Below are 16559 nucleotides of genomic sequence, written 5' to 3' on the forward strand. Positions count from 1 at the left end.
TCAGGTCAGGCTGGTAAGCAAGCGGGGTTTTTCAACAACAAAGCCCTGAGCATAGTCCACACCCAGCTGCCTGAGCATATCCAGAACGTCTCGGGATTCAACCTGGGAGGCAATGACTTCCCGGTTCATGTAGTGCGCCATGTCCACCATGGATCTCACCATTGCCTGATCAGTCTGGCTCGACACCAGCTGGCTGGTGAAGGCACTGTCAATCTTGATCAGATCCACCGGCAGGGAACGCATGAACTGGAACGAACTGGGGCCACTGCCGAAATTACCCAGGCAGAACCGGCAGCCCAGCTCTTTCATTTCCAGGATGAAATCGGCCACCGCCTGCACGTCGCTGATGGCAGATGCCTCGGTCAGCTCAAACCAAAGCCGTTCGATGGGCGCGTCTTTTTCACTGAGCTTCTCGTAGATAAATTCCAGCAAGCTCTGATCATTCAACGAATACCCAGACAGGTTGATACACACGCCCCCGACATGTCGGGGGTCCGGCGCCTGGTCCCTCAGCCAGTCCAGCATATGCCCGACCACCCAGCGGTCCACCGCCTGCATGCGATCATAGCGCTCAGCCATGCGTACAAAATCCTGGCCGGTTATCAGGGCGCCGCTGTCATCGTACATGCTGATCAGAATCTCATACTGGGCCGTCATCCGGGCCTCGGCATGAAGCGGTATGATCTTCTGGCAGCGCAGCAGCATGCGCTCTTCATCCGGATCCGACAGGCTGGCGACGCGCGCAGCGATCTGCTCCTGGCGGGCCTGGTCATCGGCATCCAGGGTATATTCGGCGATCTTGCCCGGCCCCATTTTCCGGGCCTGGGATAACGCCTGCTCCGAACTTCTCAGCCAGCGTTCAGCACTCACCAGAGCCGGCAACTCGGCCACCAGGCCAACGTTCGCCGACAACGTATACTGGCGGCCGCCAAAGGCAAACTCTGCCGATTCAATGGCCTCGATCAGGGCAGCGGCCACATCCTGGCCCTGCTCTTCCGCAACCAGCATGGCGAACTCATTGCCGGCCAGGCGCGCCACCGGCATGCCATCACCCACATGGCGGCACAACAGCTCTGCCACCTGTTTGAGGGTTTCATCACCAGCCTGGTAGCCAGCGGTATCATTGAGCAACCGGAAGCCACGCAGGTCCAGATGCAACAGAGTGCGGCTGTCTTCACGACGGGCCAGCTGCTGCTCCAGCATCCGTTCGAACTCCCGGCGGTTGAGCAAACGGGTCAGCTCGTCATGGGTGGATGCCCAGGACAGCTGGTCATAAACGTTGCGGACCATGCGGTCGATACTTTCATCCACCAGTGGTCGGTCGTACTGGTTATCAGGCACGATGATGCCTTTGCGCATCTGCCGGGCCAGCGCGTCCAGCTCCAGCTCAACCACCCGCATGCCCTGATGATTGACGAAGACAAAGCGGCTAAAGCCCCGGGCAATCCAGACCAGCCGGATATACTGGGGTTCATCAGGCCGGGTCTGGTCCCGCAGCCAGTCCCCGGTACGCAGCTGCTGTGACCGGTTGATCCAGCGCTGAAGGCTGCGCTGTTCCCGCTCGTTGAGGGTTTGCGGGTCTTTCTCGGTTGTTTTTGCCGGCGGTACTTCGACCATCTCAGGGGTTTTGTCGGGCCGGCGAACCAGGAAGTGCTTCAATTCATCGCGAATCTGGGATGACGGCATGTGATTGCTGGATATCGACGCCAGGCCGTCCTGGATCAGCCGCAGAAGCTCCGGCAGGTTGATACTGCTCTCCGGATCATCGGCAAAGGCCAGCAGCGAATCAATCACCGCCAGGTAGTCCTGCCAGAGCTGACTGTCTGGCCCCTGGCGAATCCAGGTCAGTGACAAAAGGTCCCGCCAGCCGCCTTCCAGCAAACTGACCAGCGCCCGGGGTACCTTGCGACCGGCAATACGCTGATCAATCGCGGCGCTCACCGCCGCCTTGGACTCAGACACCTTCTGGGCACCCTCGGCCGCTGCCGTTACACGCTCGACGTTCCGGCGGTAGACTAGATTCTGCCGGTCAATCAGGGTGTCCAGCTCGGTCACCGTCTGTTCAAACACGCCGGTGTCCTGCTCGAAATCCGTGGCAATGCGCTGAACCAGCTCGTCGACCCGTCGCTGGACCACCGGGTTCAGGCGGCCACCCTTCACCCCCAGCTGGGCCAAACGGTTCATCACGCCGCGGACAGGGCTGTCCTGATCCTCGAAAAACGCCGGATCCCGCATCACTACCTTGAGCACCGGGACTTCCAGTTGACGCATCCGGGCCTGCACATAGTCACTGAGCTTGGGGCTTTCCACGACACTTTTGAAAAAGCGATCAACGACATCCAGGGTTTGCTGCTGCTCGTCATCCAGCCGGGCTTCGCCGATTTCCTTGATCTTCTCGACCACACGCTCTTTCAGCGGGGCGGCGGATTCTTCCTGGCCCGCCGCGCGCACCTGCAACTCCTGCAATTCCCGGTGCAGTTCACCGGTCGACAGTGGGCGCGCATTGGGGGCAAAGTCCTCCTGGGGACTTTCCCCTCGGGAAACCCGGCTTGCCTGCAGGGTTGTGAGCAGATTGCGAACGGTGGAAAACGCCGTCTGGGCGGCCTGGGCGTAGCCACGGAATTCACCGGATAACCGGCTTTTCAGGGCTCGACTTGCGGTCGTGGCGCGGGATTCCTCGGCGGGCTGGGCCGGGCTCTCGGCTGGGGTCTCTTCTGGCCTGGTGACTGTCGGAGCGGGCGTGGGCTCGTTCTTTGGCGGTGCCTGCTCACTGAGGTATTTGGACAGGTCCAGGTCTGGCAACACACCATGGCGAATAAGAATGTTGTTCAGTTCCCGGTACAGCGGCGCCAGTTGTTTAAGCACGGTTTGCTCAAAGGTCTTCAGGCAGACTTTCTCCACCTCCCTGGTTGCCTTGAGCTGTAACAGGGCATGATGGAAAGCCTCACAGACCAGCGCTGGCCCAAGCGGGTTGTGGTGGCCGGTGCGATTGGCGATACCGAGCTTGTCCAGTCGCAGCTTGAGCTGAAGCAGGTCGCCCCGGTACTGGGTATCGGCCCGGGTGACCATTACCCGGATGGTCAGCCAGTCTTCGAACTCGTTCTTGTCGACCACAGACAACTCAGCCCCCGGCGCGCCCTTCTGGGCTGGCTTCAGAGGAGATTCCAGGAACCTCGCCATATGGTGCCAAAGAATCCTCTGGCGTGCCTGGAGCTGCCCTGAGGCGTCCATATACTCGTTGGCCAACTGGTCGCTGGGTGCCTTCTGGGCAGCCTTGCGGAGCGCCTCTGCCATCTGCACGAAACAGGCATCCATCAGCGGCTCAATGAAACTGGTTACCGTTTTTGCGGACTGATGGAGAACAAACTGCACACGCTCACTCGGCGCCCGCAACGACGACCTGGCCTGATCACCACTGCTGCCGCAAAGCTGCAGCATGGCATTCAGGGCGTCGGGATTAGAGCGGGTGAAGTTTACCCCCATGGCGCCGTCGATACGCCGAACGGGACTGACGTGCAGTTCGTAACGACGCTGACCATCCGCACCGCGAAAACGAACCACCAGCTCGGACGGCTGGTTTTGATCGAACACCCGGTCCAGTTTTCGGGAGGTTTCACCGGAATAACGTATGAACAGGCCTTCGGCGCAAAAATCAGCAATCTGGCAGGGCCAGGTATTACCGCCACCTGCGTCGATCTGTGCCGCGAGTTTAATGGGCTGTCGGGTACTGCTACGACGTTCTCTCGGATCCATGAACTACCTGACCAATTGATAAGCCGGCCTGGTCGCCAATGACCGTCGCCCTGGCGAACATCCCTGAGTTAGTGGCTGTGATCTGCTGTTATGATAAAAAGAGTATAGCCAGCCCCGGAAAACAGCCAGCGAGCCTGTCACGACGAGCACCAGGGCGGAGCCGGAAAGACCATCAATCACAACGTACGGATACATGAGACAGCTTAGTCAGATCTATCTTCTTTTGCTACTGTTAACGGGGCTCCAGGGGTGTTCGACCATTGGCTACTATGGTCAGGCAGTGGGCGGCCATCTTTCACTGATGCTGCGGGGACAACCCGTGGAATCCGTTGCCCGCGACCCACAAACTGACCCTGAACTGAAACGAAAACTGTCCGTTGCACAGTCCGCACGCACCTTCGCAAATGACGTACTTCAGCTACCCGTCGGCAAGGCCTTTACCAAATACGTTGAACTGGACCAGCCCTGGGTTGTGGTCAACCTGGTTGCTGTACCCGAATTCTCGCTGGACCCTCACCAGTGGTGTTATCCCGTGGTGGGCTGCCAAGCCTATCGAGGCTACTTCAATCTGGAGCGGGCGCGCAAGGAGCAGGCCCGGTTCAACGCACAGGATTACGACACCTTCATCGGCGCCGTCACTGCCTACTCTACCCTGGGCTGGTTCAATGACCCTCTGCACACCGGTTTTACCAGCCTGCCAGATGACCGCATGGTGGCACTGATGTTCCACGAACTGGCCCATCAGGTGGTGTATATCAAGGAAGACACCGCGTTCAACGAAAGCTTTGCCACCGCCGTTGAACTGGAAGGCCTGAGAATCTGGCTGGAACAGCAGGCGTCCGAAGCCGGTTTTGACCGCGCCCTGCAGCGGCTGGAGCACCGTAATCGGACCCTGGACCTGGTCAACGACGTCGGCGCACAGCTCCGACAGCTTTATCAGCAAAAACAGGTACTGGCCGCAGACGTGCTAAGGGACCGCAAGGCAACCCTGTTGGAGGAACTGGCCCATGCCTACGCCGAGCTATCAGAAGACTACCCGGAGCCTGGCCCATTTGGCACACCGCCGGTGCGCCTGAACAACGCCAACCTGGCTCTGTTCCAGCAATACAACCAGCATGTGCCGGCATTCAGGCAATTGTTGCGGGATCACCACTACGACTTCGGGCGCTTCTATGACTCGGTCAAGACCTTGTCCAGGGCCACGCCGGAGGAGCGGGAACAACAGCTCAGCGCCCTGTCACAACGGTTTGTAGAACACCTTTGAGTTGCGCTGGGTGTTGTAGGAGGCCAGCTTTGGCCCGGGCAGATCCTGCACCGCCGTGGGCAGAAAGCCCCGCTCCCGGAACCAGTGTTCGGTCTGGGTGGTCAGCACGAACAGTTTGCGGATACCCTGGGCCTTCGCCAGCTTTTCAATCATCGCCAGAATGTCGTCACCACGCCCGGCACGCCGGTACGACGGGTCGACCGCAAAACAGGACAGTTCACCGGTGCCTTCGTCCGGGTAGTGATACAGGGCAGCACAGCCAACGATGGTGCCATCCCGCTCGGCCACGACGAAGCGGTCCACTTCGGTTTCCAGCATTTCCCGGGAGCGGCGCACCAGGATGCCCTGCTCTTCAAGGGGCTGGATCAACTCCAGAATACCCCCGATATCTTCCACCCTGGCCTGGCGGATCTGCTCGTAGTTATCCCCGCTGACCAGGGTTCCGGAACCGTCCCGGGTGAACAGTTCCTCCAGCAACGCGCCATCCTCAACGTAGCTGATGATGTGGGCCCGGCGCACGCCTTTCACACAGGCATCACAGGCTGCTTTGAGCAGTGCCGCGTCATGGCCGGTCACCACATTGGTATTGAGGCGTTCCGACGCCTGGCGGGCCGACAGCTCCCGAATCAGTGAGCCGTCTTCCTCAAGCAGGCCTTCGTCATCAATGAACACGATCAGTTTTTCTGCCTGCAAGGCAGCCGCCACCTGGCTGCCAACGTCCTCGTAAGACAGATTGAAAGCATCACCGGTGGGTGAGTACCCCATCGGCGGCAACAGAACGATGTGGCCTCGTTCCAGCAGCTGTTCGATGCCACGGGTATCCACCCGGCGCACTTTCCCGGTGTAGCCGAAATCCACGCCATCCAGCACGCCCACGGGCTTGGCGGTGACATAGTTTCCACTGGTGACCCGGATTCTGGCATTGTGCATGGGCGAGTTAACCAGGCCCATGGATAACTGGCTCTCCAGGTAGGCCCGCAATCCGCCAATAGCCTCCATAACCAGGGGCAGGTGGTTATCCGGGGTGATGCGCAGGCCACGGGCAAAGGCGGACTCCAGGCCGGCGTCGTCCAGCCGGGACTGAATCTGCGGGCGACCACCAAAGGCCACCACCAGGCGCACACCCAGACTGCTGAGCAAGGCAATATCGTGGATGATATTGATGAAGTTCCGGTGCTCGATGGCATCGCCAGGCATGGTCAGCACAACGGTTCGGCCGCGATGAGCATTGATGTACGGAGATGAGTGGCGGAATCCGTGCAGCCATTCGTTCGATTTCAAACCTTTCTCCCCTTCCATCACAGACAAAACTGCTTGATCAGCCCGCGCAGAATATCCACGGTTGGTTGTAATTGCGACATCTCGAGAAACTCATCCGGCTGATGGGCCTGGTCGATGGAACCAGGCCCCATCACCAGGGTTTCCAGGCCCAGCTTCTGCAACCAGGGCGCCTCGGTGGCGAAGGCAACCGCATGGGCGGTATGGCCGGTCAGCGCTTCACAGGCCTTGACCAGGGCCGCGTCGGCCGGCGTTTCGAACGGCGGTACGCCGTCGAACAAGGGCTCGAAAGTCAGATTCAACTGCCGGCGCTCGGCCAGTGGCTGCATCCGGCTGAGGATTGCCTGACGCAGGGTTTCCATGTTCATCCCGGGCAGCGGGCGCAAATCGAAGTGGAGTTCGCACTGGGCGCAGATCCGATTCGGATTGTCGCCGCCGTGAATGCAGCCCAGGTTCAGCGTCGGCACCTGCACCTTGAAGTTGGGGTTTTGGTATCGTTCCTGCCATTCAGCTCGCAGGCTCAGCAGCTCGCCCAGGGCTTCATGCATCCCCTCCAGGGCGTTACGACCAAGGTCCGGATTGGAGGAATGGCCGGACTGACCATCAAACCGCAGCCGTTCCATCATGATGCCCTTGTGCATCCGAACCGGCTTGAGATTGGTCGGCTCGCCGATCACCGCATACCGGGCCTTCGGTTTGCCGGCCTCGGCCAGGGCCCGGGCGCCGTTCATGGAGCTTTCTTCGTCCGCTGTGGCCAGGATAATCAGCGGTTGCTGAAGCGGCTGGTCAACAAAGGCTTTGGCCGCTTCAATGGCGAGTGGAAAGAAGCCTTTCATATCGCAGGTGCCCAGGCCGTACCAGCGATTGTCCTTTTCGGTCAGCGTGAACGGATCACTTTGCCAGCGCTTGTCATCGAACGGAACGGTATCGGTGTGGCCAGAAAGCACCAACCCGCCCGGACCGCTGCCCAGGGTGGCAATCAGATTGTATTTACCCGGCATACCTGGCACTTCCAGGATTTCCACCGCAAACCCCATAGGCTCCAGCCATTCGGCCAGGGTTCTCACCACCGCTTCGTTGCTGTGGTCCCAGTCCGGTGATGCGCTGCTGATGGAGGGCAACGAAATCAACCGGGTCAGCATGTCCCGGATGCCCGGTACGGTCTGTAACTTGTCAGTGCTGTGCGCCATGGTAGCCTCCCGGCTGTTGATCTCAGTCTGCCCTGCCCCGCCGCCAGACATCGAATTGGGTGATCGCACGGATCAGTATCGGATAGGCCACTTCGCCGCCAGCAACGGTGCGTGACACTTCCAGCTCACGCTCACCCACGCTGACCAGGCGGCCTTCTACCTGATTGCCGTTAGACAGCGTTACCCTCACCTGCCGCCCCAGCCAGCTCTGCGCCCCGTCCAGGTCCGCAGGGTACCATTGCTGAACACCGGGCTCCTCCTGGGGGATCACAGGTTCCAGAGCTTCCAGGGGCAGCTGTGGCTCCGGGGCCTCCATTTCGGTCAGGTAGATGTCGGGAACCCCGGCACCGTTATAGTCAACGGGCCAGGCCGCTTCGGGCACCGATTCGGAGCGTACCGGTATTCCATAAGTTCCAGCGCCGGGCTGAATGGCAAATTGCAACTCGCCACCTTCCATCAGCCACTGTCGATAGAGCGCCAGTAACTGATCGCTACCATCGTAGCCGCGGGCTTTCAGGCCTGCCTCCATCACCGAGACAGCGTTACGGGCCCATTGGTTCACGTCCTGCCCGGTTTCCCGGGCACAGTATGCCGACAGGCGGCGCATCAGGCCGGCATCACGAAACGTAATACGAACCGGTTCAGCACTGCTCTCCAGGGTGGCCGCCAGGCCGGAGAGATGAACCCGGGCGCCCGACCATTCCGCTTCCAGGCTGCCGGTTTCTGCACTGTTGATCTCCAACCGGACCCCCTCAGGGCTCTGGTTCAGGTGCACATCACCGCGAATAGCGGAAATGCCCATGCGCATCAGGTCGCCACTGCCCAACTGCTGCCGGGGATCAGGTGCACAGGCCAGTGACACCAGCGGCGGCAGCCGCGATTGTGTCTCGGTACCGGCGGTCAGCCAGTTCCGGAACATGGTAGGCTCAAGAGCCATGCTGGCCTGCTCTGCCGCCAGCGACCAGGTCGCCGGCAGCGGTGACGGGTTGGCCAGGGTGGTCAGCAGGGTCACCGGGGAACCGGCATCAAACTCAATCAGACCCAGCTGCAACGGCTGGGTCAGTCGGAAATCTTCCCAGCGGGATTGCCTCAGGGTCACCCGCCCATCCAGAGCGGAACCAATCTGGCCTCGCTCCAGCACACCATAGCTGGAAAGCTCCGACCGCGCTTGTGCCATGCGCTGATCCGTCAGCCACCAGACGCCGGCCTTGAAACCGACAAAAGCCACGATTCCCAACGTGATCAGAAATGACAACAGGCGCTTCATCCGGTTGCTCCCGGGTCAGGTTGTTTAGTTCCGGGAAATCAGGGTACCAACGCCTTCGTCGGTAAAGATTTCCAGCAGACAGGCATGGGCAACACGGCCATCAATGATGTGGGAGGTGCGCACGCCGTTTTCCACCGCACTGAGCGCGCAGCGAATCTTCGGCAGCATGCCCCCGTGGATGGTGCCATCATCAATCAGATCGTTGACCTGCTGGGCGGTCAGGCCGGTCAGCACCTTGTCTTCCTTGCTCTTCAGGCCGGAGACATTGGTCAGCAGAATCAGCTTTTCCGCCTTCATGGCTTCCGCCACCTTGCCGGCCACCAGGTCGGCGTTGATGTTGTAGGAGGCGCCATCCGGGCCCACACCGATCGGGGCGATCACCGGAATCACGTTGCTACGGGTGAGCATGTCGATCACGTCGACATTAACACTGGCAACCTCGCCCACGTGGCCAATGTCGATGATCTCCGGTCGTTCCAGTTCCGGTGAACGGTCAACCACCTCCAGCTTGCGGGCACGAATCAGGTTGGCGTCTTTACCGGTCAGGCCCACGGCGGTGCCTCCCTGGGCGTTGATCAGGGATACAATTTCCTTGTTTACCTGGCCACCCAGCACCATTTCCACCACATCCATGGTTTCAGCATCGGTTACGCGCATGCCGTTCACAAAGCGGGATTTGATGTTCAAACGCTCCAGCAGCTCGCCAATCTGGGGGCCGCCGCCGTGAACCACGATGGGGTTGATACCCACCAGTTTCATCAGCACCACGTCCCGGGCAAAGCTGCTTTTGAGCTCTTCGTTTTCCATGGCATTACCGCCGTATTTGATCACAACGGTCTTGCCAGTAAATCTTTGGATATAGGGCAGGCCCCGGCTCAGTACCGAGGCCACCTGCATTGCTGTTTCACGATCCAGCGCCATGGTGATGTGCATTCCTTACTGTCAGAGAATGTGTCTTGTCAGAAGCCCGCAACCAGGTCGGGTGCGGCCTTCTGTAATTGTTCGCGGAAGACGGCTTTGATTCGTTCAAGCGCCTCGTCGGTTTCAGCTTCGAACCTGAGTACCAGAACCGGCGTGGTGTTGGATGCCCGGCACAGCCCCCAGCCATCGGTATAATCTACCCGAATGCCGTCGATGGTACTGATGTTGCCGTCACCAAATTCACCCAGTTCACCGAGGCGCTCAATGATCGCGAACTTCTCGCTTTCCGTCACCTCGACATTCAGCTCAGGCGTGCTGATATCCTCAGGGAAATCGGCAAAGACATCGTCACTGTGACGATCCTCAATACCCAGGATTTCCAGCAACCGGGCTGCCGAATACAGGCCGTCATCGAAACCGTACCAACGCTCACCAAAGAACACGTGGCCGCTCATTTCACCAGCCAACAGGGCACCGCTTTCTTTCATTTTCGCTTTCATCAGGGAGTGGCCGGATTTCCACATGATGGGCCGGCCGCCGGCTTCGGAAATCACGCCCGCCAGGCGGCGGCTGCATTTCACATCGTACAGTACGTCCGCGCCCGGGTTACGGGACACCACATCCCGGGCGAACAGCATCAGTAACCGGTCTGGCCAGATGATCTTGCCAGTGTTGGTCACCACGCCCAGGCGGTCGCCGTCACCGTCGAAGGCCAAGCCGATATCGGCGCCGGTTTCCTGCACTTTGGCGATCAGATCCTGCAGATTGGCTGGCTTGCCGGGGTCCGGGTGGTGATTGGGGAAGTCGCCATCTACCTCGCAATACAGCGGGGTTACCTCACAGCCAAGTTCCTCGATCAGCATGGGGCCGAGTTCGCCCGCGATACCATTGCCGGCATCCACCACGACTTTGAGCGGGGCAGCCACGGCGATGTCACCGACAATCCGGTCCAGATAGGCCCGGCGCACATCTTCCCGGGACTGGGCGCCCTGACCAGAGGTGAAGTCGGCGGTCTGAATACGCTGGTAAAGTTTCTGAATCGCCTCGCCAGACAGGGTTTCACCGCCCAGCATGATTTTCAGGCCATTATAGTTGGCGGGGTTGTGGCTACCGGTCACCATCACACCGGAGCCGGTTTGCAGCTGGTGTGTGGCAAAATAGAGTACCGGCGTGGGCACCGCCCCCACATGGATCACATTGCAGCCGGTGGCCATGAGGCCACTGGCCAGCGCATCGGCCAGGTCCGGGCTGGAATGGCGACCATCGTAACCAACGCAGATAGAGGTAACTCCACGGGCCGAGGCCTCGGAACCAATGGCAAGACCAATCACCCTCACCACGTCGGGCGACAAGGTCTCGCCAACAATGCCCCGGATGTCATAGGCCCTGAAGATTTCAGGGGCAACCTCGACCGACGGCAGCTCGGCTTCCACTACCTCGGGGATATCCTCATCAAACAGGGCATCATCGCCACTGCCAAAACCAAGCACATCCTCGTCGCCATCGAGCATATCGATGTCGGGCATGTCCTTGTCCTGGAACAGGGGTTCTTCTTCACCGGAGGCGGGCTTTCTGGCACCAGCTGCCGATGGCTGCGGTTTTGCGCTCTCGGCGGCCTTTGCCAGCCGTTTATCAACCATCTGCGACAGGCGGAACAGCACCTCGCCAGTAGAGGCCACCATATCCCAACGGAAGGTCGGCAGTTTCACCCGCTCGCCACCAAACACCTTGTGCGACCACTGGATCAGGGCCGTTACATCCTGGCGAATGCCTCGCTGGGCGCCGCCCAACAACACCCAGACAACAATCGCGGCCGCCAGTGCCGGAATGCCGACCAGCACGGCAGCCACAATGGTATTGACCGGCGCCTCTGGCGCCCGGGCCGGCTGGAACACCACCGACCAGTCCGGATTCGTCAGGGTTCTGGCTTCAGAAGGGCCCGCCCCCCGGCCGGCGCTGACCACGGTGCGCTGGGAACCCGATGCCGCCTGCACCAGCGACAACTGGCCTCCCAACTGGCGGTTGCCAACGGTCAGAAGCGGCTGGAGCTGATCCGCGCCGTAAACCACAAGCACACTGCCCTGCACTGCATTGCTGACCGGATGTCGAACTGGCGCGGCGTACTGAAGATACCACTGATCGTTACGGGGAAAGGCGTCCGGCAATAGTGACTGCCCGTTCTCTGCCCGCCGGGCCAGCTCCAGGCCGGCAAACCCGAGCAGGCTGTCGCTGCTGCCGGTGCGGGGAATATCGCGGTAACGGAAGACAAAAACCGCCTGGGCTCCCGGCAACGCCGCCTGCAGCTGGCGCGCCAGCTCGTCCCGGTCACCTTGTTCGGCAAGCTGATTGCTCACATAGCGCTGATTGGCCAGGGCACGCACTTGTTCCTGCTGGGCGCTAAAATACTGGTTCAGCCTCTGTTGGGCGCCGTCGGCCTCAACCACCCGGGCCTGCTGGTAACTGCGCTCACCGGCGGGCACAATGACCAGGAAATGAAGCAGGGCCACCGCAACCACGCCGGCCAGAACCACCACCAGCGCCTGGTTGAGTGCTACGGTATTGAGTCGCTTGAGGCCTGACCCTGAAGATTCTGCTTTTCGCTTGTTTTTCTTTCCCGGCTTCTTTTCGGGATTGTCATCCACCGACGGCTCTTTGATTTTCTTTTTACCGAGTTTCATAGTGCTTCCCGCAATGATTTTTACGTCCCGGACAATCAGTTACCAGCAAAGTATAGACGCCGACCTGCATAAACGCTGCCAGCCTCCGGTAACCGACTCAGTGCGTTCCGGTTGAACCAAACCCGCCCTCGCCGCGGGTACTGGCGCCGAATTCAGGCACCACTTCAAAGTCTGCCTGTACAACCGGCACCAGAACCAGCTGGGCAATACGTTCACCGATGGCGATGGTGAAAGCGGTTTGGCCCCGGTTCCAGCATGACACCATCAATTCACCCTGGTAATCGGAATCGATTAACCCCACCAGGTTACCCAGCACGATGCCGTGCTTGTGGCCAAGACCGCTGCGCGGCAGGATCATTGCCGCCAGCGACGGGTCGGCAATGTGCACGGATAGTCCGGTCGGAATCAGGTGTGTCTCGCCCGGCTCGACCGTTAATGGCGCATTCAGGCAAGCACGCAGATCCAGGCCGGCCGAGCCCGGCGTTGCATACTCCGGAAACGGTATGTCGGTGCCAATTCGATCGTCCAGGATTCGTACCTGCAGTTTCTTTTGCGTCATGAGTTCCCGACCTTGTTGCTGTGTTCGGCGATCAACGCCACCAATGTGTCTGCGATGGCCTGCTTGCTGTCCGGGCCAATCGCCTGCTCCCCGCTCGGCCAGAATACCGTGACGGCATTCTGATCGCTGTTAAAGCCCAGCCCCGGGACGGACACGTCGTTGGCCACGATCATATTGAGCTTCTTGCGTTGCATTTTATCGTTGGCATAGCGGGCGACATCTGTGGTTTCCGCGGCGAAGCCCACGGTAAACGGAGGATTCTTGCGGGCGGCAATGGTCGCCAGCGTATCCGGATTGCGCACCAGCGACAGTGTCATCGCTTCGTCCGTTTTCTTGATCTTGTCGCCGGCACAGGCAGCAGGCCGGTAATCAGCCACCGCCGCCGTGGCGATAAAAATGTCGCAGCCCTCCGCCACTACCCGCTCAGCTTCCTGCAACATGTCTTGCGCCGTCATCACCGGCCGGACTGCCACGCCATCCGGCACCGGCAGGTTAACCGGGCCACTCACCAGCACTACCTGGGCGCCCGCATCTGCTGCCGCCCGAGCCAGGGCATAACCCATTTTGCCGGAGCTGTGGTTGGAGATATAACGCACCGGATCAATGGGTTCACGGGTAGGGCCGGCAGTGATCACCACCCGTTTTCCCGCCAGCGCTCCGACAGTGGCCCGGGTTGCATCAGCCAGAATCCGGCTGGCAAGGGCGTCCGGCTCCAGCATCCGGCCAGGGCCTGTATCACCACAAGCCTGCTCGCCCTGATCCGGCCCCCAGACGGTAATCTGCGGGTCTTCCGCCAGCAGAGACATGTTTCTCTGGGTCCGGACATTCTTCCACATGGCCTGATTCATGGCGGGGGCCACTGCAATGGGCGCCTCAGTGGCACAACAGACCGTGGTCAGCAGGTCATCCGCCATGCCTTGGGCCAGACGGGCCAGAAAATCCGCAGACGCGGGCGCCACCACCACCTGATCGGCCCATTTGGCCAGCTCAATATGGCCCATGCCGGCCTCGGCCTCCGGGTCGAGCAGCGATGTGCGCACCGGCTCGCCGCTGAGGGCCTGAAACGTCAGCGGCGTCACAAATGCCTCGGCACCCCGGGTCATCACCACCCGCACTTCAAGGCCCGCTTTCTTGAGCAGCCGGACCAGTTCGGCGCTTTTATAGGCAGCAATGCCACCGGTGATTCCCAGCAGAATTCGTTTGGCAGCCATGAAGGGCTCCGTAATCCCGTAAAATGAAAGGGTTATAAGATAGCACGCCCGGGCCCGGCAGGCAGCCTGCAAGAGCACCCGTTCGTTTACCAAATGTTACTTTTTGGAGTAACCTTTGTAATTCTGAGAACCGATGCAGGATGCATCACAATCTGACACGCAAGGACGCACAGCATGAACAACCCTGCCTGGCCAACTGATGAACGGCCCCGTGAGCGCCTTCTGGCCCACGGCCCGGAAGCCCTGTCTGACGCCGAACTCCTGGCCATTTTCCTGCGCACCGGCACCACTGGCATGCCGGTGATGGACCTGGCCCGCCATCTGATCTCTGAATTTTCCGGCCTGCGGGGCTTGATGACTGCCTCCCGCAGGCAGTTCTGTGAGGTCAAAGGCCTGGGCACGGCCAAATACGCCCAGGTTCAGGCCGCCATGGAGATGGCCCGCCGGGTGATGGACGAACCACTGCGCCAGGGAGATCCGCTGCGCTCACCAGCCGACACCCGCCGCTTTCTCACCAGCCGGCTGGGCACTTACCCCCACGAAGTGTTCGCCGGCCTGTTCCTGGATAACCGCCACCGGGTAATTCAGTACCGGGAGCTGTTTCGCGGCACCATTGACGGTGCTGCCGTGTATCCCCGGGAAGTGGTTCGCCAGGCCCTCGAAGACAACGCCGCCGCTGTCATTTTTGCCCACAATCACCCCTCTGGCGTCGCCGAGCCCAGCCAGGCGGACATTTCCCTGACCCGCAGACTGAAAGAAGCGCTCGGACTGGTGGATATCAGGGTTCTTGACCATATGGTTATCGGCCACGGTGAGGTAATATCCCTGGCTGAACGAGGGTTGATGTAGCTGCAGCAGGGTCGCTTCCGGAAAACTGGCCAAATTCCCAACAATTTTTTGCGTTGGTCGGCCAGTTCTGGTATAAAAGCGTCCCTTTCTGGCGGCGTCTGGCGAGCAGCGTTCAGTTTAGAGGCGCGAACCGGTGGCAGTTATTGCTCCGGAGCAACCAGAGACGCATTAAAAAACGAATTCGTATTGATAGACCATTGCTCAGGTCGGAGGCAAGTATGTCCAGAGTTTGTCAGGTTACCGGTAAGCGTCCGGTTACCGGTAACAATGTATCCCACGCGATGAACCACACTCGTCGTCGTTTTCTGCCGAATCTGCAGAACCACCGTTTCTGGGTTGAGACCGAGAAGCGTTTCGTGAAGCTGCGCGTATCCACCAAGGGCATGCGCATCATCGACAAAAAAGGCATTGACGCTGTGCTGGCCGATCTTCGTGCCCGCGGCGAGAAAGTTTAAGGAGCCGCATCATGCGCGAGAAAATCAAGCTGGTATCATCAGCAGGCACTGGTCACTTCTACACGACCAAAAAGAACAAGCGTAACACTCCGGAAAAAATCGAGATCAAAAAGTACGATCCGGTTGTCCGCAAGCACGTTGCGTACAAGGAAGCCAAGATCAAGTAATTGATCCTGCCTCCACAAAAAAACCCGGCCAGCGAGCCGGGTTTTTTTATACCTGAGCAAAACACCCCTGCACCGAAAGGGTCTCGCAGACCTTAAAAGGTTTCCAGATACCCCTTCGGCAATGCCACATCCATGGCGATCGGCAAATGGTCCGATACCGGATAACTAATCACCTCGGCACGTCGGATTTCCAGGGAAGGACTGACCATAATGTGGTCCAGGGCCTTTTCGGGCCGCCAACTGGGGAAGCTGTGAGCCGTGCCCGGCAGGGGTATCAGATCCGTCTCTTTCAGGGGCGTTTGGGTCAGCAGCTGCTCTGCATGAGCATTCATATCCCCCATCAGGACTACATGCCGGTAGTCGGCAATGAGATCCCGCACGTACCCCAGCTGCCGCTGCTGTGCCGCCTTGCTGAGGGACAGGTGCATTTGTACCAGTATGAGCGGATCGTCTTCCGAACCATACCGGGCAATGATAGCCCCACGGCCGGGAATCAGGCCGGGCAGTTTGTGCTCAGTGACATCCAGAGGCCGATACCGACTCAACAGACCGTTGCTGTGCTGCGCGATCTGACCAAGATTGCGGTTTAATTGCTGATACCAGTAGGGAATACCGGCGGCTTCTGCCAGATACTGGACCTGATTGATATAGCCACTGCGCAAACTGCCACCGTCGCATTCCTGCAACGCCACCACGTCGTATTGCCGCAACAGGGTGGCAATACGGTCGAGATTCTCGATGCGGCGACGATGAGGCAGAAAGTGCTGCCAGCTGCGGGTCAGGTAGTGATGGTAAGACGAGGTATTGATGCCCACCTGGATATTGAAGGTGAGCAGCCGGATATGACGATGGGGTTCAAACTCAGGCACATGCTCGCTACCAGAACAGGCCCCCCGGGGACCTTCCGGTCCTCGGAGAATGCCATTAATCTGATTGCGCAGACGCTTATACATAACAGGGGATTCCC

General features: G+C 59.8%; 13 protein-coding genes. 4 read left to right on the forward strand and 9 right to left on the reverse strand.

Going from position 1 to position 16559, the window contains the following annotated elements:
• Positions 1-3753, reverse strand: coding sequence for a DUF1631 family protein (locus QUE75_RS17815; RefSeq protein ID WP_286252163.1), 3753 nt, complete (start codon positions 3751-3753; stop codon positions 1-3).
• A gap of 193 nt (positions 3754-3946) precedes the next feature.
• On the opposite strand from QUE75_RS17815, the gene QUE75_RS17820 reads away from it, so the two are divergent.
• The gene (locus tag QUE75_RS17820) at positions 3947-5017 is read left to right on the forward strand and encodes an aminopeptidase (protein ID WP_286252166.1); all 1071 of its coding nucleotides are present in this window, start codon (positions 3947-3949) and stop codon (positions 5015-5017) included.
• On the opposite strand, the gene argA is transcribed toward QUE75_RS17820, so the two are convergent.
• From argA to coaBC, 7 genes are all read right to left on the reverse strand, one after another.
• The gene (gene argA, locus QUE75_RS17825) at positions 4991-6298 is read right to left on the reverse strand and encodes an amino-acid N-acetyltransferase (protein WP_286252169.1); all 1308 of its coding nucleotides are present in this window, start codon (positions 6296-6298) and stop codon (positions 4991-4993) included. The two genes, QUE75_RS17820 and argA, sit on opposite strands and share 27 nt — an antisense overlap.
• A 17-nt stretch (positions 6299-6315) precedes the next feature.
• On the reverse strand, positions 6316-7485 hold the full coding sequence (argE, locus tag QUE75_RS17830; RefSeq protein ID WP_286252171.1) for an acetylornithine deacetylase: 1170 nt from the start codon (positions 7483-7485) through the stop codon (positions 6316-6318).
• A gap of 22 nt (positions 7486-7507) precedes the next feature.
• Positions 7508-8752 carry an acetylornithine deacetylase gene (locus tag QUE75_RS17835; protein WP_286252173.1) on the reverse strand — a complete coding sequence of 415 codons (1245 nt, stop codon included), beginning with the start codon at positions 8750-8752 and terminating at the stop codon, positions 7508-7510.
• Between the two features lie 24 nt (positions 8753-8776).
• Positions 8777-9673: an acetylglutamate kinase gene (argB, locus tag QUE75_RS17840; RefSeq protein ID WP_058091499.1), complete on the reverse strand. Its 897-nt coding sequence runs from the start codon at positions 9671-9673 to the stop codon at positions 8777-8779.
• Between the two features lie 38 nt (positions 9674-9711).
• The gene (locus QUE75_RS17845; protein ID WP_286252176.1) at positions 9712-12351 is read right to left on the reverse strand and encodes a phosphomannomutase/phosphoglucomutase; all 2640 of its coding nucleotides are present in this window, start codon (positions 12349-12351) and stop codon (positions 9712-9714) included.
• A gap of 97 nt (positions 12352-12448) precedes the next feature.
• A complete protein-coding gene (gene dut, locus QUE75_RS17850; RefSeq protein ID WP_286252178.1) occupies positions 12449-12910 on the reverse strand; it encodes a dUTP diphosphatase in 462 nt (153 codons plus the stop codon).
• The gene (gene coaBC / locus QUE75_RS17855) at positions 12907-14121 is read right to left on the reverse strand and encodes a bifunctional phosphopantothenoylcysteine decarboxylase/phosphopantothenate--cysteine ligase CoaBC (protein WP_286252180.1); all 1215 of its coding nucleotides are present in this window, start codon (positions 14119-14121) and stop codon (positions 12907-12909) included. Before coaBC ends, dut begins: the two co-directional genes overlap by 4 nt.
• A 174-nt stretch (positions 14122-14295) precedes the next feature.
• Here coaBC and radC point away from each other — a divergent pair, with 174 nt between their 5' ends.
• The 3 genes from radC (at position 14296) to rpmG (ending at position 15592) form a co-directional block, all read left to right on the forward strand.
• Positions 14296-14970 (forward strand): RadC family protein, encoded by a 675-nt coding sequence (radC, locus tag QUE75_RS17860; RefSeq protein ID WP_106693971.1) that lies wholly within the window; start codon positions 14296-14298, stop codon positions 14968-14970.
• 218 nt (positions 14971-15188) lie between these two features.
• Positions 15189-15425, forward strand: coding sequence for a 50S ribosomal protein L28 (rpmB, locus tag QUE75_RS17865; RefSeq protein ID WP_058091504.1), 237 nt, complete (start codon positions 15189-15191; stop codon positions 15423-15425).
• Positions 15426-15436: 11 nt separating this feature from the next.
• The gene (gene rpmG / locus QUE75_RS17870; RefSeq protein WP_008173465.1) at positions 15437-15592 is read left to right on the forward strand and encodes a 50S ribosomal protein L33; all 156 of its coding nucleotides are present in this window, start codon (positions 15437-15439) and stop codon (positions 15590-15592) included.
• A gap of 92 nt (positions 15593-15684) precedes the next feature.
• On the opposite strand, the gene QUE75_RS17875 is transcribed toward rpmG, so the two are convergent.
• Positions 15685-16545: an endonuclease/exonuclease/phosphatase family protein gene (locus QUE75_RS17875; RefSeq protein ID WP_061330822.1), complete on the reverse strand. Its 861-nt coding sequence runs from the start codon at positions 16543-16545 to the stop codon at positions 15685-15687.
• Between the last annotated feature and the right edge of the window lie 14 nt (positions 16546-16559).

It is taken from the genome of Marinobacter shengliensis (assembly GCF_030297115.1).
In the GTDB taxonomy this organism is placed as follows: domain Bacteria; phylum Pseudomonadota; class Gammaproteobacteria; order Pseudomonadales; family Oleiphilaceae; genus Marinobacter; species Marinobacter shengliensis.

Bases quoted from the DNA above. Each gene is read 5' to 3' on its own strand.
- QUE75_RS17815 (WP_286252163.1), bottom strand. From the start codon at position 3,753: ATGGATCCGAGAGAACGTCGTAGCAGTACCCGACAGCCCATTAAACTC.
- QUE75_RS17820 (WP_286252166.1), top strand. From the start codon at position 3,947: ATGAGACAGCTTAGTCAGATCTATCTTCTTTTGCTACTGTTAACGGGG.
- argE (WP_286252171.1), bottom strand. From the start codon at position 7,485: ATGGCGCACAGCACTGACAAGTTACAGACCGTACCGGGCATCCGGGAC.
- QUE75_RS17835 (WP_286252173.1), bottom strand. From the start codon at position 8,752: ATGAAGCGCCTGTTGTCATTTCTGATCACGTTGGGAATCGTGGCTTTT.
- argB (WP_058091499.1), bottom strand. From the start codon at position 9,673: ATGGCGCTGGATCGTGAAACAGCAATGCAGGTGGCCTCGGTACTGAGC.
- QUE75_RS17845 (WP_286252176.1), bottom strand. From the start codon at position 12,351: ATGAAACTCGGTAAAAAGAAAATCAAAGAGCCGTCGGTGGATGACAAT.
- dut (WP_286252178.1), bottom strand. From the start codon at position 12,910: ATGACGCAAAAGAAACTGCAGGTACGAATCCTGGACGATCGAATTGGC.
- coaBC (WP_286252180.1), bottom strand. From the start codon at position 14,121: ATGGCTGCCAAACGAATTCTGCTGGGAATCACCGGTGGCATTGCTGCC.
- radC (WP_106693971.1), top strand. From the start codon at position 14,296: ATGAACAACCCTGCCTGGCCAACTGATGAACGGCCCCGTGAGCGCCTT.
- rpmB (WP_058091504.1), top strand. From the start codon at position 15,189: ATGTCCAGAGTTTGTCAGGTTACCGGTAAGCGTCCGGTTACCGGTAAC.
- rpmG (WP_008173465.1), top strand. From the start codon at position 15,437: ATGCGCGAGAAAATCAAGCTGGTATCATCAGCAGGCACTGGTCACTTC.
- QUE75_RS17875 (WP_061330822.1), bottom strand. From the start codon at position 16,545: ATGTATAAGCGTCTGCGCAATCAGATTAATGGCATTCTCCGAGGACCG.